This is a genomic window from Ferriphaselus amnicola, assembly GCF_000974685.2.
GTDB classification, from domain to species: domain Bacteria; phylum Pseudomonadota; class Gammaproteobacteria; order Burkholderiales; family Gallionellaceae; genus Ferriphaselus; species Ferriphaselus amnicola.
In genome coordinates this window covers 1,385,474-1,408,270 of record NZ_AP018738.1, presented here as the reverse complement: position 1 = coordinate 1,408,270, position 22,797 = coordinate 1,385,474, and the positions used below count along the sequence as shown (strand labels likewise).

Here is a 22,797-nt window from a genome sequence, read left to right as displayed (position 1 = left end):
CAATGCAATTGGTGGGTCAGTTTTACACGCAATTCAACAGTAATTTGGCCACGCTGAATATGGCCCTAGATGCGGCTCAGGAATCGGTATGGGAATGGAATCTACAGACTGGCGAAGCCAAATTCAGCCCACAGTACTACACCTTGTTGGGCTACTTGCCCGATGAGTTTCCGGCCAATCAGCAAGAGTGGCAATCACACATGCATCCGGATGATCGAGCCGTGGTGTTACAACAAATACAACGGGATATTGAGCAACAACGAGAAATTCATGTCGTCGAATTCCGGATGCGCACCAAAGACGGACGCTATCGCTGGATGCAGGGACGCGGAAAGTGTGTCGAATGCGGCGCAGATGGCCATCCTATCCGCATGCTTGGGGTCAATCTCGACATAAATGATCACAAGCAAATGGAGCTACAAGTCAGTTATCTGGCTTACCACGACAAACTCACAGGGCTAGCAAATCGCTCGCTATTCCTTGATCGTCTTTCGCAAAGTCTGTCTCAGGCTAAGCGGAGTAACACTCAGGTCGCCGTGTTATTTGCTGATCTGGATGGCTTTAAACTCGTAAATGATAAACATGGTCACGAGATTGGCGACGAGGTACTAAAAATAGCTGCGCAGCGTTTTCTTGCCTGCCTCCGCGAAACTGATACCGTCTCTCGGTTCGGCGGTGATGAGTTTGCCATTTTTCTGGGGGGGCTAACTAGCCAACGGCAAGCATCAATCGTGGCAGCAAAGATCATCGATGCATTTTCTATTCCAATGTCCCCTCCAGGGGGCGCAATCTGTGAGGTCGGTGTGAGTATCGGAATTTCCATGTTCCCAGAGAACGGCACATCTCTAGACTCCTTGCTGATGGCTTCCGACCAAGCCATGTACGATAGCAAGCGCCATGGCAAGAATTCCTATACCTTATTTAGTAATCCAGAAGGTGGGGAAGTTAAAGAATGGATTACGTTCACCGATACACATCTGATAGGTATATCAAAGATTGATGAAGAGCATCGCGGACTAGTCAATATACTCAATCAGTTGAGCAATAGTTGGCGAAATGGCGATTCGCATGATGAAATTATCAGTATTTTCAATCAATTGCTTGCTGAAACTACTAAGCACTTTACAACCGAAGAGCTGCTCATGCGCAAATACGAATATCCAGAGCATGAGCAACATGAGTTGGAACATGCCAGACTTCTCGATGAGGCGGTTCGGTTACGCAATCGTCTAAGTGACGGCGGCGAGCTGCTTGCATTGCAAACGATTAAGGATTGGTTGTTCAACCATATCGCTTACGAGGACAAGAGAATGGCAGAACATCTGAAAGCCAATGGGGTTCACTAAGCCATCGTAGATAAATGAGCGGAACCCTTCGATAGTGGATGCGAGTAATCGACTCGCTTAGCCACTAAGTTGATCCGATGAGTAGCTAAATTACTGAGAGCCCTCAGGGGGCAACAAAAGGTTATCCGTCCATCATGGGGCGAATTTTATGTAGTGAGCATAGTGACTTTGAAATTGAAAATGTGCTTCCTTATGCAGTGAAGAGAGACTATGTCAAAATTTATTATCAATTTGCACGAAGTTGTATATTCCCTTTCCGACGCATTGGATCTGGTAGGGGTTACACATATCCACCATGGAAAACGTGTAGCCTATATGGCGGTAGAGTGCGCAAAAGTAATGGGCTGGCAAAAGAAGCAAATTGACAGTCTATACCAGGCTTCAATTCTTCACGACTGTGGGGTTTCCAAGACGATTATTCACAAACGATTGGCGCAACTTGAGTGGGAGCAGGAGGGTGACCACTGCAAAATAGGTGCGTCATTATTGAAGTCATGTCCGCTTTTGGAATATCTCTCGCCTATCGTTCTTCATCACCATACGCATTGGTCCACGCTAAAAAATATGGATTTGCCTGACGAGGTTAAGTTAAGCGCAAACTGCATCTATCTGGTTGATAGAGTCGATGTTTTGTCGTTGGGTTTTATGGTTGACCAGTCGAACTTGTTATTGGCTCGAGAGGAGATACGTCAGAAGATTGCTGAAAGGAGTGGAGACTGGTTTTGCCCTGAGCTTGTCGATGCATTTATGAGAGTGTCGCGATCCGAAGCATTCTGGCTCTCGCTTGAAAACGAGCATGTTACTGAATATGTTTCTGCTTGGCTTTCAGATACTCCTGAGCGTGAAATGGATTTTGAAGAGTTACGTAGTATTGTTAGTATTTTTTCTTATATCGTCGATGCCAAGAGTAGCTTTACTAAAGATCATTCTGATGGGGTAGCCCGATTGGCGAGGTATTTAGGAGAGCAGTTCCATCTATCTGAATTGAGTTGCGATATGCTTGAACTGGCCGGTTTACTACATGACATAGGGAAGCTCAGGCAACCAGATGAATTGCTAGATAAACCAGGGAAACTGACTTCAGAGGAGTACTCAAGCATTCAGAGGCATAGCTTCGATACCTATGTGATTCTAAAAAGCATCAAAGGCTTAGAAAAAATTACTCAATGGGCAGCGCAACATCACGAACGAGCTGATGGTTCTGGTTACCCATATCACCTTCAAAATGGAAGTCTCTCACTCGAGGCGCGTATCGTGGCTGTGGCCGATGTATTCCAAGCGCTGGCACAAAAACGACCATATCGTGACTCGCTCCAGACAAGCCAGATCATCCATATTATCAATGAGATGGTGGTTGATGGAAAGCTTGATCGTGAGGTAGTCATGTGTGTCGATAAAAATTTGAGTGAATGCTGGAATATCGCTATGGGCGTTTGACTGAGCCCTCTAAACCAACTTGACTTAGAACGTATCTGAGGAAGAGAAAGATTAAGTGAAAGTTCCGAATCAGATATGAGTGAAATTCAATATTTATGACTAAGGAATTTATGATTACGGAAGCTGACATCGTTGAGGGGATCAACAAGGCTGAGTTCACGTTCTTTTATCAACCGAAAGTTTAACTGGTTACCGGTAAGGTCATTGGTGCTGAGGCGCTGATTCGTTGGCTTAAGCCTGATGGTCGAATGGTGATGCCGAGTGATTTTATTCCCGTGGCTGAACAATCTGATCTAATCAAAGAAATCACGCGCCACATGTTCCCCAAGCTAATCAAAGATATGCTTGTGTTGATGGACATAGACGAAAAGCTGACAATGTCCTTTAATGCTTCCGCTAAGGATTTTCATGACTCTTCCTTTGCGCGCCTGATGTTGGAAATACTGGGCACTTCGCAGTTGCCCGCTCACGCCTTGCAAGTGGAGTTGACTGAAACCGCTACGCTGGAAGCTGGAGATACGATCAAAGCCAATATCATGCCACTGAGAGAAGCCGGACTTGGCTTTGCTATGGATGATTTTGGGATGGGTTATTCCTCGCTGGATACACTGAGTAAATGGCCATTCACTACTATCAAATTGGATCAAGGTATCGTCAGCCGAATGATGGATTCGAATAAGAGTTCGACCATCGTCGAATCTTCAGTGCGGATGGCGCACGAGTTGGGTATCAGCGTGGTGGCCGAAGGGGTGGAAACCAACGAGCAATACCAGCACCTGTTGGAAGCGGGATGTACCAAAATACAAGGCTACTGGATTAGCAAGCCATTGCCACTAGATCGGTTCATAGCTTTTGTCGAAGAGGATATACGCTGGTCTGGCATTCCTATAGGACTCATCCACATGGCAATCATCGACCATGTTCAGTGGCGTAAACAACTAGTCAGTGAGGTGGTTAAGCTAGCCGCTTTGGCTCAAGACTCACCTCAGCGAAATTGTCAAAATGTGCCGCCGCTCTCGTGCAAAGATTGTCGATTAGGGCAGTGGTATCACGGGGCTGGGAAGGCATTCAGTGATCGTCAATCCTATATCGAACTGGCACAGCCACATTGCGATTTTCATGAGGTCGGGTTGTTACTGGTAAAAATGATCCAAGAGGGTGCCGATCTTGAGGCGCTGACTCCGCATCTGCGCGAATTGTCTGATCACTCCATGACCGTACTGAGTAAGTTGCAGGCACTGGAAAACGAAGGCTTGATTGATATGCACGCTGCTCATGGCGAGTGGACTGCCCACTCGCTTCACCCCTCAAAGTGTAATGATTGATTCAGCTATGTCGTTCAGCCACTATGTGGCTGCTTCGCCTGTCACTCCTAGTTGCCAATATAGCGGTTAATCTTAGGCTCCAGTAACACTGAACAACTGCCCCAGAAAACAACTTGGATTCTAGCCTCCGGCTAAGGTATTCTTCGACACATCAGGCGTTGTATTTCATATTTGAATCGGCAAAAGATTTGAGGCGGTAACATATTGAGCATAGGAGTAATCAGCTTGGTCAGATTTCATTTGGTTCGCTGTGTGCTGTTTGCATCGTTGGCTGTACAGCCGCTGGTTGCGCACGCAGAAACGACAGTTGTTGCGTCTTGGTGCGCTCAGCTCGGCGCTCGCTTGCATAGTGTTTCTACCGAGGCATGTCGTGTTCAGAATTTTATCGTCGCACCGGATCGCACGGTTAATGGCCATGCCTTGGTGAGCCGTGATATTGCCGCAAGGGGGGGGCAGTCGTCGGCTAGTGCAAAGCGTATTCTGGTCATCGGGGGTATTCATGGCGATGAGCTTACCTCGGTCTCGACTGTCTTCCGCTGGCTGAGCTGGATCGATCAATCCGATGCATTGAACTACCAATGGCGTGTGATCCCCGTGGCTAATCCTGATGGCCTATTTGCGCGGCCATCGACCCGTGTCAATGCCAACGGTGTCGATATCAACCGAAATTTCGAGACGCCTGACTGGGAGAAGGATGCCAAAACTTACTGGGTTGGGCGCACCCACAGTGACCCAAGGCGTGATCCAGGTAAGAATGCAGGCTCGGAAATCGAAACCCGCTGGCTGGAGGGACACGTCGAAGAGTTTCAGCCTGATTTGGTCGTCAGCGTGCATGCCCCCTACAATCTACTCGACTACGACGGCTCAGTACCGGAGCCGACTCGATTTGGTCGGTTGCACCTCAATCGCTTGGGGGTGTACCCCGGCTCCATGGGTAACTACAGCGGTGTATTCAAGCAGATTCCGATCATCACCATCGAGTTACCCAATGCCACCACGATGCCTAGTCTGAGCGATCAGCGAGCGATGTGGGATGACATGCTGAAGTGGATCAAGCGCAATTTTTCGTCGTCGAATCAGCGACGAGACTAATCTTCTTAGTTAAATATAATCAGTAAGTTCAGAACTAAATAGCGCACTATCGATGAAGCTTAAATCAGCTCCAAGCAAGGACGAGATCGCGCAGATGGCAGTGTTCGTCGGCCTTGATCTGGCACATATCCATGTTCCTCAGACACAGGAGGAATTCGAGGCGGCTGCTATTGAGATCATGGCGGCGGGCTTGGTGGGATTCGATACCGAGTCCAAGCCCACTTTCGTTGCTGGCGAGGCGAGCGATGGTCCGCATGTAGTGCAGTTCGCATTGCACGACAAGGCCTACTTGTTTCAGCCGTATCGGGCGGAAGGGTTGCCGTTCTTGGTCGAGCTGCTTCGCTCGGAACGGTTGATTAAGGTCGGTTTCGGCCTGAAGTCCGATGGCTCGCATATCCGCACTAAATTTGGCGTACACATGGGTGGCGTGGTCGATCTTAATCAAGTGTTCAGCCGCGACGGCTATCACAAGGAGATGGGCGTGCGAGCAGCGGTCGCGCAGATATTCGGACAACGCTTCGCCAAGTCACGCAAGATCACTACCTCGAACTGGGCTCAGAAAGAACTTACCCCGCAGCAACTGCTTTACGCAGCGAACGATGCCTACGCTGCGTTGAAAGTGCTGGAAGGAATGAATCTGAGCTTGGAGGCATTGCCGGTGATGGGTGGGGCTGGTACGCCACCTAAATAAAATCCAATTCTGGTTTGCACTGCTTTTTAGTGTGGTCAACGAGCCATCAAGTAACTTATAAATTAATCACTTATCGACAGGATCATGGCTGTATCCTAAAATTATCACACCTTGGTTGCCATAAAGTCATGATGATGTCCTCTGACAACACACAAATTAGTGGCGAAAATGCCTATCGTTTTAGTGATCTGGTTGATGTCCCTGCGTTCGCGCGTTTATTGGAACGCTTCTTCCAAGTGTCCGGCATTCCGAATGGCGTGGTGGATGTAAACGGCGAATTGTTGTGCATGTCTTCTGGCTCGAATGCCTGCGAGATGTTTCACCGCGCCACTCCCCAAACTGCCGAGCGTTGCCGCCAAAGCAATTTAGAGCTTGTGCGCGACCTTCGTGATGGCGGCATCGCCGGAGGGTTATGCCAAAATGGCTTGATGGATTACGCGACACCCGTGGTGATCGAAGGCCACCAAGTAGCGATGCTATTTCTGGGGCAGGTGTTCCACAAAACCCCTGATATGGAGTTCTTCAGCGCTCAAGCGGCGCAGGCGGGATTCGATGAAGCCGCTTATTTGAAGTCTATCGAAGCCATTGCCGTAGTCGATAAAAAGCGTTTGGACGATCTCATGGGCGTGATGGTCGAGATGGCGCAGATGCTGGCCGCCAGCGGATTGAATCGGTTACGGCAAGCTGCACTTGAGCGCGATGTCAGCGCTCATGCTGAACGTAGTATCCAACTCAAAGATATTCTGGATTTTTCCCCGATCGCCATGGGGTGGTCAGAAAATGAAGACCGAATCGAGTATGTGAATCGCCAATTCACTCTGTTGTTTGGCTACACCTTGGATGATCTGCCGAACCTAGAAACTTGGTATCAGCGTGCCTATCCAGATGAAAGTTATCGCAACATCGTTGTTGGTACTTGGCGAAACGCAGTCGTGCAAGCGAGGAAAAACAACACGCCGCCGCCAGCATTAGATGCATTCATCACCTGCAAAGACGGCTCCGTGCGCTCCATCATCGTGCGAGTGGCTTGGGTCGGCCATCGTCGCATGGTCAGCTTTACCGATATCACCGAACATAAGTGCATGGTAGATACGCTAAGGGCGAGTGAGGCCAAGTCCAGCAATCACGACAGACTGTTGCAGGCTGTACTAGAAAGTTCACCGGAAGTCATCGTTTTTGCACTCGACCGCGATTATCGTTATCTCGCATTCAACGACAAGCACCGCGCAACGATGCTTGCGATTTGGGGGAAAGAGATTGCCGTCGGCATGCGTATGCTCGATGTCATCGGCACCCACCCAGATCGTGAAAAAGCCAAGCAGGGATTTGATCGTGCGCTGAGTGGCGAAGCTTTTGTTATCGAAGATGCCTACGGCGACGAAGCGATCTTGCGCCTGTACTGGCAGAACTTCTTTGCACCGATCCATGGCGAGGATGGTGCGACAATCGGGCTAACCTGTTTCGTCTTGAATATCACCGAACGCAGGCGCATGGAACAGGCACTGGCCGAGCGGGAGCAGGAATTCCGCAGCCTCGCCGAAAGTTCGCCGGATGTGGTGATCCGTGTCGGTCGCGACCATCGCATCCGCTATCTCAACGCCAATATGGTTAAATTTCTGGAGCTTCGCAGCGCGCAAGAAGTGATCGGCAGGCGATCCAGAGAAATATGGCCGGATGGTCGATTCGATGAGATCGACGCGTTGCGCGAGCGTGTGGTAATGACCGGAGAAATGAAGTCCATTGAGTTGATCGTGTCTGTTCAGGGCGGAAAAAAGGCATACCACCACGTCATTAGTGTTCCTGAGCGCGATATCGATGGACACATCATCGGCACTATCACCTTTGGTCGCGACATCACGGCCATCCGCGAGACCGAGCGTAGGTTGAACAGCCTCGTGGAGAACCTGCCAGGTGTTGCCTACACCATTCGCTTGTCGCCGGAAGGAGCGCTAAGCTTCCCTTACGTCAGCGCGGGTGTCGAAGAAATCTACGGCGTCCCCCCTGACGTGGCCATGAGCGACTTTGCAGTCATGCACGGCATGATCCATCCCGACGACAAAGCAAGCATGGAGACATGCTATGCCGAATCGGCACGGACGCGGACACCATTCCGGGCTGAAGTGCGCATCTGTCCGCCTGGGCGGGAGGTGCGCTGGCTCGATATGCGATCTGATCCACAAGCACAGCCCGACGGTAGCATCCTCTCGTATGGACTCATCTTTGACATCACCGAGCGCAAGCGTATGGAGCATGCACTCGCCGAGCGCGAGCGGCAGTCGCGTACTCTCGTGGAAAACCTCCCCGACAACATCACCCGCTATACGACCGATGCGCGCCATACCTACGTGAGTCCTTCGTTGGAACACGTTTTAGGAAAGCCCAAAGAGAGTTTGCTGGGCCGCACGCCAACTGAGTGTGCTACTGGTGAAAACACACAAGAGGTCGAGCGACGAATCCGGGCCGTGGCCGCAACGGGTGTCAGCGATGAAATGGAATACACGTTGTCGATGTCGAACAGCGAAACGCGTTACCACTGGCTACGTTTTGTCGCAGAGCGTGATGAATCGAATCATGTCTCCGGCGTACTGGGCATCGGCACCGATATCACCGAACGTAGGCGGACGGAACGACGCATCCAAGCACATGATGAGATGCTTGAAATGGTGGCGCGGGGCAACAAGTTGCATGAGATTTTGGAAGCCATCGTGCGATATATGGAATCCGAAGATAAGAACGCACGATGCAGCATCTTACTGACTGATTTGGAAGGCACACACCTGCTGAGCAGCGTCGCCCCCAGTTTGCCTGCGTTCTATAACGAGGCGATCAATGGGGTTGATATTCGCGTGGGTGTTGGCTCGTGCGGTACGGCTGCTGCGCTGGGTAAGAGAGTGGTCGTCGAAGACATTCAGACTCACGAATATTGGATGCCGTATCGCCAACTGGCACAAGAAGCGGGCCTGCAAGCTTGCTGGTCAGAGCCTATCCTTTCGTCGAAAGGCAAAGTACTAGGCACGTTCGCCATCTATCATGCCCACCCCCAAGGACCGCAATCTCAGGATATCGATCGCATCGTCTTCGCCGCCAACTTGTCCGCTATCGCTATCGAAAATCACCAAGTGCGCGATGAGCTTGAACGACAAGCCCATTCCGACTACCTGACAGGACTGGATAACCGCCGCCACTTTTTGGGACAAGCGGAGATCGAGCTGGCTCGCACCCTACGCTATGACCGAGACCTTTCTATCCTGATGATAGACATCGACCATTTCAAACAGGTCAATGACACCTATGGTCATAAGGTGGGCGACATCGTGCTGCAAAAATTCGCGTCCGTCTGCCGTGCCACGCTGCGTAATATCGACATTGTCGGGAGAATCGGGGGGGAGGAGTTTGCGGTATTGCTACCAGAAGCAGGGCAAGACCAAGCCATGGATGCAGCCGAGCGTTTGTGCGCTGCACTCGCTGTAGCCCAAGTGAAGCTGGATAGTGGCTTGCCGCTACACTTCACCGCTTCATTCGGCGTGGTGACGCTCAAAGAAAAAGACACCAACATCGACATCTTGCTAAACCAAGCTGATCAGGCGCTTTACCACGCCAAGAGCCAAGGGCGCAATCAGGTGTGTTTGTATCCGGGGACGGAGAGAGCTTGCCACTACTGATTCACTCCAACCAGAGGCTGACATGCCTGTCCTGTACAAAGTCGAAGGGCTCACCATGTTCTTGCTGACGATCGACGCCTGCTGGAAACAATCGCAAACTATTGTTTGATTTCTTTGTAACTACTAGAATCACTAGGAGTATCTAGAATCAATTTTGTCCAGACCGAACGCGCCGTATTTCATGAGCCGCCTTGGAGCACGGTTTTGTTAAGACTGTTCTTCGGTATGGCGTGGCAACCTTCTAATTTTCTTGACTAGTCTGGTTCCTAGGTAAATGAGAAAGCATATATCCCATTTAATCAATAAATGCGCGAATATAAGCACAGCCCAAGAAGGAGGTTGCATTGTGAAAATCTTGCACGCTCTACTCATTAGTATCTTAGTGTTGGAGACAAACGCTGTATTGGCCGAGGATAGAATCTACACATTTGCCATAGTGCCGCAACAGGCCGTCACGGAATTGGCAAAGAGCTGGATTCCATTTTTGGCTTTGCTCTCCGAAAGGAGTGGCGTGAAGCTGAAGTTCGTTACAGCGCCTGACATACCTACTTTCGAGAAGCGGTTGGGCAATGGGGCCTATGACATTGCTTACATGAATCCTTATCACTACACGGTATTTCACAAGAAATCCGGGTACAAGGCGTTCGCTAAAGAAAAGGGACGCAAACTTACTGGGATTCTTGTTGCCCGAAAGGGTAGTGCCATTAACGACATTAGGGACTTGAATGGCCTGACTCTGGCATTCCCTGCCCCTGCAGCATTTGCTGCAAGTATTCTTCCACGAGCAAGTCTTCGCAAAGAAGGAATTGATATTAAAGCTAAGTTTGTTGCATCTCATGAATCCGTATATTTGAATGTCGCTCAAGGAATGTATCCTGCTGGTGGCGGTATCAAGCGCACGTTCGAATTAATGGACGTTGCAACCCAACAGGAATTACAGGTTATCTGGATAACACCTGGTTACACGCCACACGCCATTGCTAGCCATCCACATTTGCCGGATGCCGTTGTTAATACCTTGCAGAAAGTCATGTTGAGTTTGGATGAAGATCCAATTGGCCAGTCAGCCCTAAAGGCGATAGGTTTTAAGGGGGTTGAACAAGCTCAAGATCGAGACTGGGATGATATTCGGCAATTGAAGATTACCGAACTTGATAGTCTATAGTAATAACATGTTGTCTTTATTTGTGAATTTTCTTCACTACGTGAGGCAGGCTTGGGGAAGGACTATTCGCCGACAATTAGTCTGGTCGTTTTCTTTAGCATCGCTGTGCATCATCCTTAGCAGTGGCTATTTGCTCTATAGCTATCAGCGACACTTCTTATTTGCTCAGGACATGCAAGTTTCGATTGATTTGGTAAAAATGCTGGCAAGCAGCGCAGGTACCAAGGTTCTCTCAGAAGATATTGCTAGCCTCGATGAGTTGATGGAAGTGGCAGAGGAAACTAGGGATTTAAAGTCTGCCATTGTGACAAATTTGGGGCGTGAGATATTGGCAGGTACGCAAGGACATCACTTCGCCAAGTACTTAGATAATTCAAGTGGCTCTCGAACGCTGCCATCGTTGCCAATCACTCAGGTACTTCAGGATGAGCCCAGCTATATTGTGGTCGCAGCCCCTATCCTTGTGGCTAAACAACATATCGGTTGGATACTGATCGAAATGACAAGAGATACGTCAATTGCGAACTTGCGTGACTTCGTAATTGCCGAGTTAGGGATCGTAATTGTCCTCATTGGAATTACGACCATGGTTGCCAACATACTAGCTCGGCGGTTGACTGATGGATTGCAACGCATCGTAAAGGTGGCCGCCGATGCAGAGGGTGGAAAGACGTTCCTTCGCACTGATGTAAATCGTAGTGACGAAGTGGGTCTACTTGCAAGGCACATCTATCGAATGCTGGACACCATAAATCAAGAAAAGAGCGAACTACAGGAAAAAGAATATTTCCTATCAGAATCACAGCGTATTGCCCACATTGGTAGTTGGCGTTATGAGTTTTCAGGAAAACTTTTATGGTCTGACGAGACATATCGCATTTTTTGCGTCGACCCTAGAATCTTTTCTCCAACCGTTGAATCCCTCATTTCTCTGATTTGTCTTGATGACAAGCAGGCAATGCAGACATGGATTCGTGCTTGTGCATCTGGGAATAAGCCTGCTCCTTTAGAGTTCCGGATCAATGCGCCGGATGGGTCGGTGCGGACTCTCAGTGGCTATGGAGAGCTGCAGTATGGAGTAGGGAATGAACCGAGTCACATGGTTGGCATGGTGCTCGACATTACTGAACGCAAGCATGCCGAAAGAGAACTTCGAGTTGCTGCCATCGCTTTCGAGTCTCAGGAAGGCATTATGATCACCGACGCTAATAATGTAATCATTCGGGTGAACAAGGCATTTAGTAAAATCACCGGTTATTCGGAAGTGGAAACCATAGGTCAAACACCAAAGATTCTTAGTTCAGGACGCCATGATTCTGCTTTTTATGCCGCAATGTGGCAAAGCATTCAGCAATTCGGAACCTGGCAAGGTGAAATATGGAACAGGCGAAGAAATGGTGAGGCCTACCCCGAGCAACTTACAATCACCAGAGTTAGTGACGCGGATGGGAAGACCACCAACTATGTTGGCACGATGGATGACATCACCTACCGTAAAGCGACGGAAGACCAAATCCGTTATATGGCATTTTTTGATGCATTGACTAAGTTACCCAATCGTCGATTGTTTGGTGATCGCTTGAGTCAGGCAATGACTACTAGCAAGCGCGAAGGGCGTTATGGCGCACTCATGTTTCTGGATTTGGACAACTTCAAACCTCTCAATGATAGGTATGGGCATAAGGTCGGCGACTTACTGTTGATTGAGGTCGCAAACCGCATCGGTGCCTGTGTGAGAGAATCAGACACTGTTGGACGTTTTGGTGGGGATGAGTTCGTGGTAGTTCTGGCAGAGTTGGATGAAGACCAAGCTAGGTCGAAGGCACAAGCAAACATTGTTGCAGAGAAGATTCGAGCCTCTCTGTCGCTTACCTACAACCTTACTAATAGGCAAGAAGGCGTTGCTGAATACGTCGTCGAACACCAATGCACATCAAGCATCGGCGTGGTGATGTTCATGGGGCAAGATGTTGGCATCGACGATCTTTTCAAACGAGCTGACACAGCGATGTACAACGCTAAAGCGTCTGGTCGTAATTTGATCCGTTTTTATGATGAGTTAGTCTGAGGCTCCCTGATTGGAGTCTCGCATGTCGCATGGGCTTGGCGGCTGTCCTATTCCGGTAACAAGAAAGCCCGCATTCGCAGGCTTTCGTGTTTTCTGTATCGTGAACGGTCAGCTTATACCTTACACTTTACCCACAAGTTCCTTCAACACGAACGGCAGGATGCCGCCGTTCTTGTAGTAGTCGACTTCGATCGGTGTATCAATGCGCAGCAGCAGGGCGACGCTTTGTTTGCTGCCATCTTTGCGCGTGATGGTCAGCGTCACGTCCTGTTGCGGCTTCAGGTTGTCGTTGATGCCGAGCAGGTCGAAGGTTTCGTCGCCGGTGAGGTTCAGGCTGTCCACGCTGTCGCTGCCTTTGAACTGCAAGGGCAGCACGCCCATGCCCACCAAGTTGCTGCGGTGGATACGTTCGTAGCTCTTGGCGATGACGGCCTTCACTCCCAACAGCTGTGTACCTTTCGCTGCCCAGTCGCGCGAAGATCCTGTGCCATATTCTTCACCGGCGAAGATGACGGTCGAAGTGCCATCGGCGATGTGTTTCATCGCAGCATCGTAGATCGCTACTTGTTCGCCCTTGTACAGGGTGTAGCCGCCTTCGATGCGGCTGCCGTCGGCGTTCGGCGGGAGCATGAGGTTCTTCACGCGCACGTTGGCGAAGGTGCCACGCATCATCACTTCGTGGTTGCCGCGACGCGAGCCGTAGCTGTTGAAGTCCTTGATCTCGACCTTGTGGCTTTGCAGATACTTGCCCGCCGGCGTGGTGGGTTTGAAGCTGCCTGCTGGGCTGATGTGGTCGGTGGTGACGGAATCGCCGAACAGCGCCAGCGCCTTAGCACCCTTGATATCGCCGATCTTTGGTACAGCGGCATCGAAGAACGGCGGACGGGCGATGTAGGTGGAATCGTCCCACTGGTACAGGTCACCGGTGGGGGCCTGGATGGCGTTCCACAGCGGCAGATCCTTGGTTAGATCAGAATAAAGTTTCTGATATACCGCAGGATCGGATGCGAACTTCATCACGGTTTGGATCTCAGCGCTGTTCGGCCAGATGTCTTTCAGGTACACCGGTTGACCGTCTTTACCAACGCCCAGCGGATCGGTGTCGAGGTTGATGTTCATCTTGCCCGCGATGGCGTAGGCGACCACCAGCGGAGGCGAAGCGAGGAAGTTCGCTTTCAGGTTCGGGTGGATGCGAGCCTCGAAGTTGCGGTTGCCGGAGAGTACGGCGGCGCAGATCAGGTTGTTGTCGGTGATGGTTTTGTCGATGTCCTCGCGCAGCGGACCGGCGTTACCGATACAAGTGGTACAGCCGTAAGCGGCGAGACCGAAGCCCAGCGTGGTCAGCGGTTCCAGCAGACCGGCATTGGTCAGGTATTCAGTCACCACACGAGAACCGGGGGCCAGCGTAGTCTTGATGTGCGGCGCAACTTTCAAGCCCTTCGCCACCGCCTTCTTCGCCAGCAGACCGGCGGCTAGTAGTACGCCTGGGTTGGAGGTGTTGGTGCAGCTTGTGATCGCCGCGATCAGCACATCGCCGTTGCCGATCTCCAAGCCATCCTTGCCGGTGGCGTAACGTGTGTTCAGCTTGTCGGCGGGCTGGTTGAAGCCATTCTCGGCGATGGGTTTGCTGAATAGGGTGTTGAAGCTGTCTTTCATTGCGGGCAGCGCGATGCGGTCTTGCGGGCGCTTGGGGCCTGCAAGAGATGGCACGATGCTGTTCAGATCGAGTTCGACCACGCTGCTGTAGTCGATGCTGCCCGCAGCAGGAATGCCAAACAGGCCCTGCGCCTTGAAGTAGGACTCGAAGGCATCCACTTCGTCGGCGGTGCGACCGGTGTTTTTCATGAACTGCACGGTCACGTCGTCCACCGGGAAGAAGCCCATGGTTGCGCCGTATTCGGGGGCCATGTTCGCAATCGTGGCGCGGTCGGGTAGGGTGAGGGCAGAGGTACCTTCACCGAAGAACTCGACGAATTTGCCAACCACCTTGTGTTTGCGCATCAGTTCAGTGACGGTCAGCACCAGGTCGGTGGCGGTCACGCCTTCGCGCAGTTTGCCTTTGAGGTTCACGCCAACGACATCTGGCGTCAGGAAATATACCGGCTGACCCAACATGCCCGCTTCCGCCTCGATACCGCCCACGCCCCAGCCGACTACGCCGATGCCGTTGATCATGGTGGTGTGAGAGTCGGTGCCGACCAGTGTATCGGGATAGGTGATGCCATCCTTTTGCAGCACGCCGCGCGCCAGATACTCAAGGTTCACTTGGTGCACGATGCCGATGCCGGGTGGGACGACCTTAAATGTATCAAAGGCTTGCATGCCCCACTTCATAAAGCGATAGCGTTCGGTGTTGCGCTCGAACTCCAGCTCCATGTTGGTCTTGAGCGCGTTCGGATTGTTGTAACTGTCGATCTGCACCGAGTGGTCAACCACCAGATTTACGGGAACCAATGGCTCGATAATCTTGGGGTTTTTACCCATCGCTGCGGCAGCGTCGCGCATGGCGGCGAGGTCGGCTAACAGGGGAACACCCGTAAAATCTTGCAGCACGATGCGGGCGACCACGAAAGGGATCTCTTCAGTGCGCGGCGCAGTCGGTTTCCAGTTCGCCAGTTCGCGCACATGCTGTTCGGTCACTTTCTTGCCGTCGCAATTGCGCAGCACCGATTCCAGCACGATACGGATGGAGACGGGCAGGCGCGAGATGTTGCCGATGCCAGCGGCTTCTAGGGCGGGTAGGGAGTAAAGCGACCCTTGTTCACCGCTGGAGAGTTGATAGGTTTGACGGGAGTTGAATAAGTTATGGGGCATGAGTAAGGCTCCGTAGGGCAGGATCAGAGATTAGGTTTCTAGAAAAATCAGTGGGAAGCGAGGGGCTCCGTAGCTTTGCTTACAGACGCATCAACCGAGGGAGCCGCAGGCACGGTCGGCGTAGCGGTTTCATCACCAAAGTCGTCGTCCTCATCCTTTTCACGCGGTGGATCGCCGTCATACACCAAGCTCTGGCGGCGAGCTAGGTAAGCATCGCGGATAAATGAATATCGATCCAAGGTTGCATTTTCCAACATTTTCTCTTGGTCGAGTAATTGAGCGCGACGATTGATGCCTCTGGTCAGGATCAACTGGTTGCGTGTATAGATCGGACGTATCTGATTGAGCTGACTGGGGAAGGTATCGGCATACGAGCCAATACCATCTCGAAGGTCACTAGGACCCAACACCGGCAGCATCAGGTAAGGGCCGCTGCCGACACCCCAGTATCCCAATGTCTGGCCAAAGTCTTCGTCGTGTTTCTCCAGACCCGTGATGGTCGCCACATCCACCAAACCACCCACTCCGATCGTCGTATTGATCAGCACACGTCCCGCGTCTGAAAATGCATTACGCAACTTGAATTGGAGCACGTTATTGACAGCGACGACGACATCTTCAAGATTCGAAAAGAAGTTTCCTATCATGGTTCTGCCTACAATTGGTACGACCTTGGTATAACCCTGTGCGATGGGTTTGATGATGGCTTTATCCGCTGTATCGTTGAATTTGAAGATGGCACGATTGGCTGGCTCAAACGGATCTTGGGGGTTTCGTTGCGCAGGCGTGGCACAGCCAGCCAGTAACAGCGAAAAGATACTTAAACAGGCAATTTGAGATAGCTTCATGGTCAATATCAATGAAACAGGACGGGCAGATTATAGAGGGAACCGCCTCGAATTAACACGAGCGAATTGATAAAGAATCAGGTTTAGTGCGGCTCTGGCGGCAAAAAATCAATGATGGAGAAGCTGAACTTTCCTTGTTTTCGCTCGGCAAAGTAGCGTTGCAAGGTGTGGCGAACAGTGCGAAACGCCATATCTTCCCAAGGGATCTCGTGCTCAGCGAACAGTCGTACTTCTAAGCTTTCTTCTCCGGGACTGAAGTCTATATCTAGCAAGCGTGCACGAAACAGCAGATGGACGTGGCTGGTGAAGGCTAGGTTGTAAAACGAGTACAACTCATTGATCTCGACGCGGGCATTGGCCTCTTCCAGCGTTTCACGAGCGGCGGCTTCGGCTACGGTCTCACCGTTCTCCATGAACCCGGCAGGCAATGTCCAGTAGCCATAGCGTGGCTCGATAGCGCGCAGGCAAAGTAGGATTCGACCATCTTCCCACTCAGGGATGGCGCCGACGACCAGTTTGGGATTCTGATAGTGAACAGTTGAACAGGCAGAACAAACATGGCGAATGCGATTGTCACCCTGAGGCTGACGTAGCTCGGTCGGAGCACCGCATTCAGAGCAAAACTTCATTAGCGTTTCCAGAATTGCCACCAAGGATAGTCGGCAGCCTTCAAAATGGTTGGCGCACTCTCGCCGCCATTGGCGACCAGCACCCGTTGTGCATCATCGCGCAGATCGGTCATGCCTAAAGCATCGTAGGCGCGAACCATGATGCGTAAAGCATCCGCTGTTTGTACCGATTGCGGGTAGGTTGCAAGCACACTCTTCGCTCGATTCAGCGCGGCGATATAGGCTCCCCGGCGCAGATAGTAATTGGCCACATGGATCTCGGAGCGCGCTAACGCGTTGATTAGATATTGCATCCGCACTTTGGCATCAGGCGTGTATTGGCTGTTCGGAAAGCGGGAGGTCAGCTCGCTGAATGCGTCGAAGGACTCTTGTGCCGCTTTAGCATCGCGCTCGGACATATCCTGCTGGAAAAAATCACCGAATACGCCTAGATCAGAGTTGAAGTTGATCAGCCCCTTCAGGTAATAGACATAATCGATCTGAGGGCTATTGGGAAATTGCTTGATGAAGCGGTCGGCGGCTGCCAGCGCGGGATCAGGTTCGCGCTCTCTGTAATAAACGTAAGCGATCTCCATCTGCGCTTGCTGGGCGTAACGGCCATAAGGGTAGCGGGCGACCAAGCTTTCCAGCGTCTTGGCGGCTTTCTCGAAATTTTGATCCTCGATCTGTTGCTGGGCTTCCGCATAAAGTGTCTCGACGGGGATGCTCTTGCTTTCTTGATCGGGGCGACCATCAGGGAGAGGCGTAAAAAGCTGACAAGCAGTGAGCGTAAACAGGAGGAAAACGGCTAAACTACGGCGCATGACGGAATCCAAAAAAATTTTTACGATTATACCCGAATCCACCCACGCAACAGTTTGCTTGCAAGTGCCGATCGAGATGGGCGGCACGCGCCTCGACCAAGCCTTGGCCAAACTCTTGCCGGATTACTCCCGCAGCCGCTTGCAAAGCTGGATCGAAGAGGGACTGGTGACGCTGAACGGCGCGCCTGCCACGATCAAGCAGAAGTTATGGGGGGGGGAGCAAATCGAGGTGAGGCCCCAAACGCATCCTTCCGAACAAGTGCATCAGGCTGAGGACATCGCGCTCGACATCGTGTTCGAGGACGACGATATCCTCGTCATCAACAAACCCGTGGGGCTGGTGGTGCATCCGGGCAGTGGCAACTGGGAAGGCACGCTGCTGAATGCTTTGTTGCACCACGCGCCGCAACTGGCCGAAGTGCCTCGTGCAGGTATCGTCCATCGTTTGGACAAAGATACTAGCGGGCTGATGGTGGTTGCCAAGACCTTGATTTCCCAGACTGCGCTGGTGCGGCAGATGCAGGAACGTAGCGTCAAGCGCGAATACCTAGCGCTGGCTTGGGGTGAGTTCGCACGCGGCGGCAAGGTGGATGCACCCATCGGCCGTCATCCGACCCAGCGTGTGAAGATGGCTGTCGTGCCAGACGGCAAGCCCGCCGTCACCCATTACGCCATCGAAGAGGATTTTCCTGCCTGCACCTTGCTGCGTTGCCGCTTGGAAACCGGACGTACTCACCAGATCCGCGTTCACATGGCACACATCGGCCACCCGCTGGTGGGCGACAGCATCTATATCAAAGGTGTTCAGAAATGTCCGCCGCAACTGCGTGCCATCCTGCACGAATTTCCGCGCCAAGCGCTGCACGCGACACGATTGGCGCTCGACCATCCGACCGATCATGTGCGGATGGAATGGGAAGTCGAGATGCCGGAGGACATGGAGCAATTGCTGGACGCTATCCACGAAGCCAGTGGTGATGTCGGCTGAACACCTGATCTTTCCCGATTGGCCTGCGCCGCCTAATGTCAAATCGTTGCAAACCACGCGATTGGGCGGGTTCAGCGCTGCGCCTTATGGCAGGCTAAACCTAGGATCGCATGTAGGTGATGCGCCTTTAGTGGTAGTACGCAATCGCATGACACTGAATTCCTTGATGCCTTCCGAGCCGGTCTGGTTGAATCAGGTGCATGGTGTGGCTGTCGCAGATGTGGCGCACGCGGGTTGCTTGCCGCAAGCGGATGCCTGCATCGCCCATCAGCCAGGCGGCGTGTGCGTGGTGATGACGGCGGATTGCTTGCCAGTGTTGCTGTGCGATGCTGCGGGAACCGTGGTCGGCGCGGCTCATGCGGGTTGGCGAGGGCTGTGCGATGGGGTGATCGAGCGCACCGTCGAGGCGATGGGGGTAGTGCCAAAATCGCTCATGGCGTGGTTGGGGCCGGCCATAGGTCCGACGGCATTCGAAGTGGGCGAAGAGGTGAGGGCAGCGTTCATCGCGCATCAGCCCGAGGCCGTAACAGCTTTCGTCGAGGGAGCTCCCGGAAAGTGGCTGGCCGATATCTTTCAGCTTGCCCGTCTGCGTTTGGCGGCGTTGGGCATCAGTCACATTTACGGCGGTAGTATTTGCACTTACTCAGATGCCGAACGCTTTTACTCCTATCGTCGTGATGGCGTTACTGGGCGTATGGGCACGTTCATTTGGTTAGAGCGCTAAGCTTAGCGTTCTGCCATCTTCATTCGCATTAACGGCGGATTCTGCGATAAGTAGCGCTTCACTCCTGACAGAACGGCGTTAGCCAGTTTGTCCTGATAGTTGTCGTCGGTGAGGCGGCGCTCTTCTTCGGGATTGCTGATGAAGGCGGTCTCGACCAGGATGGACGGGATGTCAGGGGATTTGAGTACGGCGAACCCAGCCTGTTCGACATGGCCGCGATGCAGTGCGTTGATGTCGCTCAACTCGCCCAAGACGTGCTTAGCTAGCTTGAGACTGTCGTTGATGGTGGCGGTCTGCGACAAGTCGAGCAGGGTACGGGCCAGATATGGATCTTTCACGGCGATGTTCACGCCACCGATCAGATCGGCCTCGTTTTCCTTCTTGGCCAGCCAGCGAGCGGCAGCGCTGGTCGCGCCGTGTTCCGACAAGGCGAACACCGAGGAGCCATGCGCCTCGGGATTGATGAACGCATCGGCGTGGATGGAGACGAACAGGTCGGCATGGGCGGCGCGTGCTTTGGCTGTGCGCCCACCCAGCGGGATGAAGTAGTCGCCGTCGCGGATCAGTACGCCGCGCATCCCGTCCTGCGCATCCACTAGCTTTTTCAAACGACGTGCGATAGCCAGTGTGACATTCTTTTCCAATGCGCCGCCGCTACCATGTGCGCCGGGATCTTCACCGCCGTGACCGGCATCGATGGCGATGATGAGCGTGCGTTCGGTGAATTCGGCACGGCTCTTGGGTTGAGCGGAGGGTTTGCTGGTTTCAGTCGTGCCCAGCGTGGTGCTGGTTGAAAGTTTGGGCGTGGCCTCCAGCGCTACGGGCTTTTGTGAGTCAGGAGGCGAGGAGTCAGGCGTCACAGATGCTGCTTTGCCCGGTTGTAATAGAGCCATCAGCGGGTCGATAGGTTTTGCCGGATAGACGTCCAGAACCAAACGGTAGCCGTATTCTGCCACCGGTTTGAGCTCGAACAACTGCGGCTTGGCCTCGGCTTTGAGGTCGAGCACCAGACGCACTACGCCGGGCTTGAAACGTCCAACGCGCACACTCTTGATATATGGATCGTCGTTGCCGATCTTGCTCGTCAGGTTTTTGAGGACGTCGTTCAGCTCGATGTCCTCAAGGTCGATCACCAGCCGTTCGGGATCTTTGATAGTGAACAGGGTATAGCTAACCGACTGTTTCGACTCTAGCGTCAGGCGCGTGTAATCCTGTGCAGGCCACACGCGTGCCGAGCTGATGAGCGTCGTCGCCTGCGTGGGCGTGAGCCACAGCAGGCAGAGCAGGGCAACCAGTTTTAGAGTGCGTTCAAACATCGTGTTCCAAGTTCGCTAAACGTGCGCAATCGCGCAGCCCGTCCATTTTCTAGAATCTGCAAGTCGATTTCTATATCGGCCTGAGGCACTAAGCCTTGCGCCATTTCTGGCCACTCGACCAGACATAGATTCCGACCATCGAATTCATCGCGAAAACCTGCAGCTTCCCATTCATTTTCGTCCTGAAAACGGTACAAGTCGAAATGCCGCACCTCGAATTCGCCCGCCTGATACGGCTCGACCAAGGTATAGGTCGGGCTCTTCACTCGCCCCGGATAGCCCAAACCGTGCAGCAGGGCGCGCACCAGTGTGGTTTTTCCTGCCCCTAAGTCGCCGCGCAGCCAAATCACCAGCCCCGCTTGCACCGCGTGAGCCAGCCTCGTGCCGAGCGCGATGGTCGCCGCTTCGTCGGGCAGGTTCAAGGTATCATCGGCGTTATGCAACAGAATTCATCTCCACAGGACTTGGCTACACTTGCCGAACGCATCAAGGCGTGGGGCAAGGAGCTGCGTTTCCAGGCCGTCGGCATCAGCGGTACCGATCTGTCCAGCGCCGAAGCCGGTCTGACGGATTGGCTGGCACAGGGTTTTCACGGCGGCATGGATTATATGGCAAAACATGGCCTCAAACGTGCTCGCCCAGATGAACTATTGCCCGGCACGCTGAGCGTCATCTCGGTGCGTCTGGACTATCGCAGTGCCCATGCCCGAGATGGCTGGGAGGTGCTGGCAGACGGTTCGCGTGCTTACATCTCCCGTTATGCCCTGGGGCGCGACTATCATAAGGTGCTGCGTAATCGTTTGGAGAGATTAGCTCAGCGCATCCGCGCAGAGGTTGGGGAGTTCGGCTACCGCGTATTCACCGACAGTGCGCCGGTACTTGAGGTTGAACTGGCGAAGCGAGCGCGGCTGGGCTGGCGCGGCAAGCACACGCTGCTGCTCAATCGAGAACACGGCTCCTGGTTCTTTCTCGGTGAGATATTTACCGACCTGCCGTTACCCGCTGATACGCCCGAAGCGGATCACTGCGGCAGTTGCCGCCGCTGCCTAGAGATATGTCCGACACAAGCCATCGTCGCCCCATACCGACTGGATGCCCGCCGCTGCATCTCGTACCTGACCATCGAGCACAAAGGCAGCATTCCTCTTGAGTTGCGCCCGCTCATCGGCAATCGCATCTATGGCTGTGACGACTGCCAGCTAGTTTGTCCGTGGAACCGCTTCGCCCAGATTAGCCAGGAAAGCGACTTCGCCGTGCGGCACGGCCTTGATGATGTACGTCTGATTGAATTATTCGCTTGGGACGAAACGACCTTCCAGTCGCGCATGGCCGGCAGTCCCATCTATCGCATCGGCTACGAACAATGGCTGCGCAACATCGCAGTTGCACTCGGCAATGCTCAAACTGATGCCAAAGTCATTGAATCATTGAGTGCTCGCGCCCAGCATTCCTCCGAGCTGGTGCGCGAACACATACACTGGGCGCTAGAGCAGCAAAGAAAACACGAAAAAGGCCTTGAATAATTCTCCGGCCTCGCCTAGAATGCGCGCCTCGTTTGGGTCGTTAGCTCAGCTGGTAGAGCAGCGGACTCTTAATCCGTTTGTCGCAGGTTCGATCCCCGCACGACCCACCAAACATTCAAGGACTTGCAGTGATGCAAGTCCTTTTTGTTTTTGGTTAGTAGACCATTAGTAGACCGAAATGCATGATGCAAAAATGCATAATGCAGTTACTTGTTGTAAAGTGGTGTCTGGGGTAATACTAAATGATGACTAATTCGTAATCAGTAGGTTGGGTGTTCGATTCACCTCATCAGCACCATAAATTCATTGAGTTATATGAGCTCGCCTCCCGAAGAGTTTCCGATGTAGACAGCATGTAGTCGACTG

General features: G+C 52.6%; 17 protein-coding genes and 2 tRNA genes. 13 read left to right on the top strand and 6 right to left on the bottom strand.

Annotated elements, in window-relative coordinates; translation table 11 throughout:
• Positions 1-2: 2 nt before the first annotated feature.
• The 8 genes from OYT1_RS06985 to OYT1_RS06950 all read left to right on the top strand — a co-directional run bounded on the left by OYT1_RS06985 (position 3) and on the right by OYT1_RS06950 (position 12,786).
• Positions 3-1,346: a bacteriohemerythrin gene (locus tag OYT1_RS06985; RefSeq protein ID WP_119283496.1), complete on the top strand. Its 1,344-nt coding sequence runs from the start codon at positions 3-5 to the stop codon at positions 1,344-1,346.
• A 210-nt stretch (positions 1,347-1,556) separates the two neighbouring features.
• Positions 1,557-2,783, top strand: a complete 1,227-nt coding sequence (locus tag OYT1_RS06980; protein WP_062627196.1) for an HD domain-containing phosphohydrolase — start codon at positions 1,557-1,559, stop codon at positions 2,781-2,783.
• Between the two features lie 248 nt (positions 2,784-3,031).
• The gene (locus OYT1_RS06975) at positions 3,032-4,108 is read left to right on the top strand and encodes an EAL domain-containing protein (protein WP_062627195.1); all 1,077 of its coding nucleotides are present in this window, start codon (positions 3,032-3,034) and stop codon (positions 4,106-4,108) included.
• A 225-nt stretch (positions 4,109-4,333) separates the two neighbouring features.
• Entirely contained in the window at positions 4,334-5,200 is an 867-nt protein-coding gene (locus OYT1_RS06970) for a M14 family zinc carboxypeptidase (RefSeq protein ID WP_172588520.1), read from the top strand.
• 52 nt (positions 5,201-5,252) lie between these two features.
• Positions 5,253-5,891: a 3'-5' exonuclease gene (locus OYT1_RS06965; protein WP_062627193.1), complete on the top strand. Its 639-nt coding sequence runs from the start codon at positions 5,253-5,255 to the stop codon at positions 5,889-5,891.
• A gap of 128 nt (positions 5,892-6,019) precedes the next feature.
• Positions 6,020-9,553 (top strand): diguanylate cyclase, encoded by a 3,534-nt coding sequence (locus OYT1_RS06960; RefSeq protein ID WP_062627192.1) that lies wholly within the window; start codon positions 6,020-6,022, stop codon positions 9,551-9,553.
• A gap of 346 nt (positions 9,554-9,899) precedes the next feature.
• Positions 9,900-10,718, top strand: coding sequence for a phosphate/phosphite/phosphonate ABC transporter substrate-binding protein (locus tag OYT1_RS06955; protein ID WP_062627191.1), 819 nt, complete (start codon positions 9,900-9,902; stop codon positions 10,716-10,718).
• Positions 10,719-10,725: 7 nt separating this feature from the next.
• On the top strand, positions 10,726-12,786 hold the full coding sequence (locus tag OYT1_RS06950) for a diguanylate cyclase domain-containing protein (RefSeq protein ID WP_062627190.1): 2,061 nt from the start codon (positions 10,726-10,728) through the stop codon (positions 12,784-12,786).
• Between the two features lie 120 nt (positions 12,787-12,906).
• Here the strand turns inward: OYT1_RS06950 and acnA are convergent, their stop codons facing one another.
• The 4 genes from acnA to OYT1_RS06930 form a co-directional block, all read right to left on the bottom strand.
• Positions 12,907-15,600, bottom strand: a complete 2,694-nt coding sequence (gene acnA, locus OYT1_RS06945; RefSeq protein WP_062627189.1) for an aconitate hydratase AcnA — start codon at positions 15,598-15,600, stop codon at positions 12,907-12,909.
• A 47-nt stretch (positions 15,601-15,647) separates the two neighbouring features.
• Complete coding sequence (locus OYT1_RS06940; protein ID WP_062627188.1) at positions 15,648-16,448, bottom strand: MlaA family lipoprotein; 801 nt, start codon at positions 16,446-16,448, stop codon at positions 15,648-15,650.
• 83 nt (positions 16,449-16,531) lie between these two features.
• Positions 16,532-17,077, bottom strand: coding sequence for an NUDIX hydrolase (locus OYT1_RS06935; RefSeq protein WP_062627187.1), 546 nt, complete (start codon positions 17,075-17,077; stop codon positions 16,532-16,534).
• Positions 17,077-17,880 (bottom strand): outer membrane protein assembly factor BamD, encoded by an 804-nt coding sequence (locus tag OYT1_RS06930; protein ID WP_062627186.1) that lies wholly within the window; start codon positions 17,878-17,880, stop codon positions 17,077-17,079. Before OYT1_RS06930 ends, OYT1_RS06935 begins: the two co-directional genes overlap by 1 nt.
• Before the next feature lie 64 nt (positions 17,881-17,944).
• Between OYT1_RS06930 and rluD the strand changes: the two genes are divergently transcribed.
• Both rluD and pgeF read left to right on the top strand, forming a co-directional pair.
• Positions 17,945-18,868 carry a 23S rRNA pseudouridine(1911/1915/1917) synthase RluD gene (gene rluD / locus OYT1_RS06925; protein ID WP_331838580.1) on the top strand — a complete coding sequence of 308 codons (924 nt, stop codon included), beginning with the start codon at positions 17,945-17,947 and terminating at the stop codon, positions 18,866-18,868.
• Positions 18,858-19,592, top strand: coding sequence for a peptidoglycan editing factor PgeF (gene pgeF, locus OYT1_RS06920; RefSeq protein WP_088178226.1), 735 nt, complete (start codon positions 18,858-18,860; stop codon positions 19,590-19,592). Before rluD ends, pgeF begins: the two co-directional genes overlap by 11 nt.
• 2 nt (positions 19,593-19,594) lie before the next feature.
• Here pgeF and OYT1_RS06915 read toward each other — a convergent pair whose 3' ends face one another.
• Entirely contained in the window at positions 19,595-20,908 is a 1,314-nt protein-coding gene (locus tag OYT1_RS06915) for an N-acetylmuramoyl-L-alanine amidase (protein ID WP_062627183.1), read from the bottom strand.
• Positions 20,890-21,351, bottom strand: coding sequence for a tRNA (adenosine(37)-N6)-threonylcarbamoyltransferase complex ATPase subunit type 1 TsaE (tsaE, locus tag OYT1_RS06910; protein WP_088178225.1), 462 nt, complete (start codon positions 21,349-21,351; stop codon positions 20,890-20,892). Before tsaE ends, OYT1_RS06915 begins: the two co-directional genes overlap by 19 nt.
• On the opposite strand from tsaE, the gene queG reads away from it, so the two are divergent.
• The 3 genes from queG to OYT1_RS13660 all read left to right on the top strand — a co-directional run bounded on the left by queG (position 21,346) and on the right by OYT1_RS13660 (position 22,729).
• The gene (gene queG, locus OYT1_RS06905) at positions 21,346-22,431 is read left to right on the top strand and encodes a tRNA epoxyqueuosine(34) reductase QueG (protein ID WP_062627182.1); all 1,086 of its coding nucleotides are present in this window, start codon (positions 21,346-21,348) and stop codon (positions 22,429-22,431) included. The genes tsaE and queG overlap by 6 nt on opposite strands.
• Positions 22,432-22,465: 34 nt before the next feature.
• A tRNA-Lys gene (locus OYT1_RS06900) sits at positions 22,466-22,541 on the top strand.
• Between the two features lie 105 nt (positions 22,542-22,646).
• A tRNA-Thr gene (locus tag OYT1_RS13660) sits at positions 22,647-22,729 on the top strand.
• Positions 22,730-22,797 lie beyond the last annotated feature (68 nt).

What these genes read in the sequence shown, in the direction of transcription:
- OYT1_RS06930 (WP_062627186.1), bottom strand. Translation starts at nt 17,880, where the DNA reads ATGCGCCGTAGTTTAGCCGTTTTCCTCCTGTTTACGCTCACTGCTTGT.
- OYT1_RS06935 (WP_062627187.1), bottom strand. Translation starts at nt 17,077, where the DNA reads ATGAAGTTTTGCTCTGAATGCGGTGCTCCGACCGAGCTACGTCAGCCT.
- acnA (WP_062627189.1), bottom strand. Translation starts at nt 15,600, where the DNA reads ATGCCCCATAACTTATTCAACTCCCGTCAAACCTATCAACTCTCCAGC.
- pgeF (WP_088178226.1), top strand. Translation starts at nt 18,858, where the DNA reads ATGTCGGCTGAACACCTGATCTTTCCCGATTGGCCTGCGCCGCCTAAT.
- OYT1_RS06965 (WP_062627193.1), top strand. Translation starts at nt 5,253, where the DNA reads ATGAAGCTTAAATCAGCTCCAAGCAAGGACGAGATCGCGCAGATGGCA.
- OYT1_RS06980 (WP_062627196.1), top strand. Translation starts at nt 1,557, where the DNA reads ATGTCAAAATTTATTATCAATTTGCACGAAGTTGTATATTCCCTTTCC.
- OYT1_RS06950 (WP_062627190.1), top strand. Translation starts at nt 10,726, where the DNA reads ATGTTGTCTTTATTTGTGAATTTTCTTCACTACGTGAGGCAGGCTTGG.
- OYT1_RS06975 (WP_062627195.1), top strand. Translation starts at nt 3,032, where the DNA reads ATGGTGATGCCGAGTGATTTTATTCCCGTGGCTGAACAATCTGATCTA.
- queG (WP_062627182.1), top strand. Translation starts at nt 21,346, where the DNA reads ATGCAACAGAATTCATCTCCACAGGACTTGGCTACACTTGCCGAACGC.
- OYT1_RS06960 (WP_062627192.1), top strand. Translation starts at nt 6,020, where the DNA reads ATGATGATGTCCTCTGACAACACACAAATTAGTGGCGAAAATGCCTAT.
- OYT1_RS06985 (WP_119283496.1), top strand. Translation starts at nt 3, where the DNA reads ATGCAATTGGTGGGTCAGTTTTACACGCAATTCAACAGTAATTTGGCC.
- OYT1_RS06915 (WP_062627183.1), bottom strand. Translation starts at nt 20,908, where the DNA reads ATGTTTGAACGCACTCTAAAACTGGTTGCCCTGCTCTGCCTGCTGTGG.
- OYT1_RS06940 (WP_062627188.1), bottom strand. Translation starts at nt 16,448, where the DNA reads ATGAAGCTATCTCAAATTGCCTGTTTAAGTATCTTTTCGCTGTTACTG.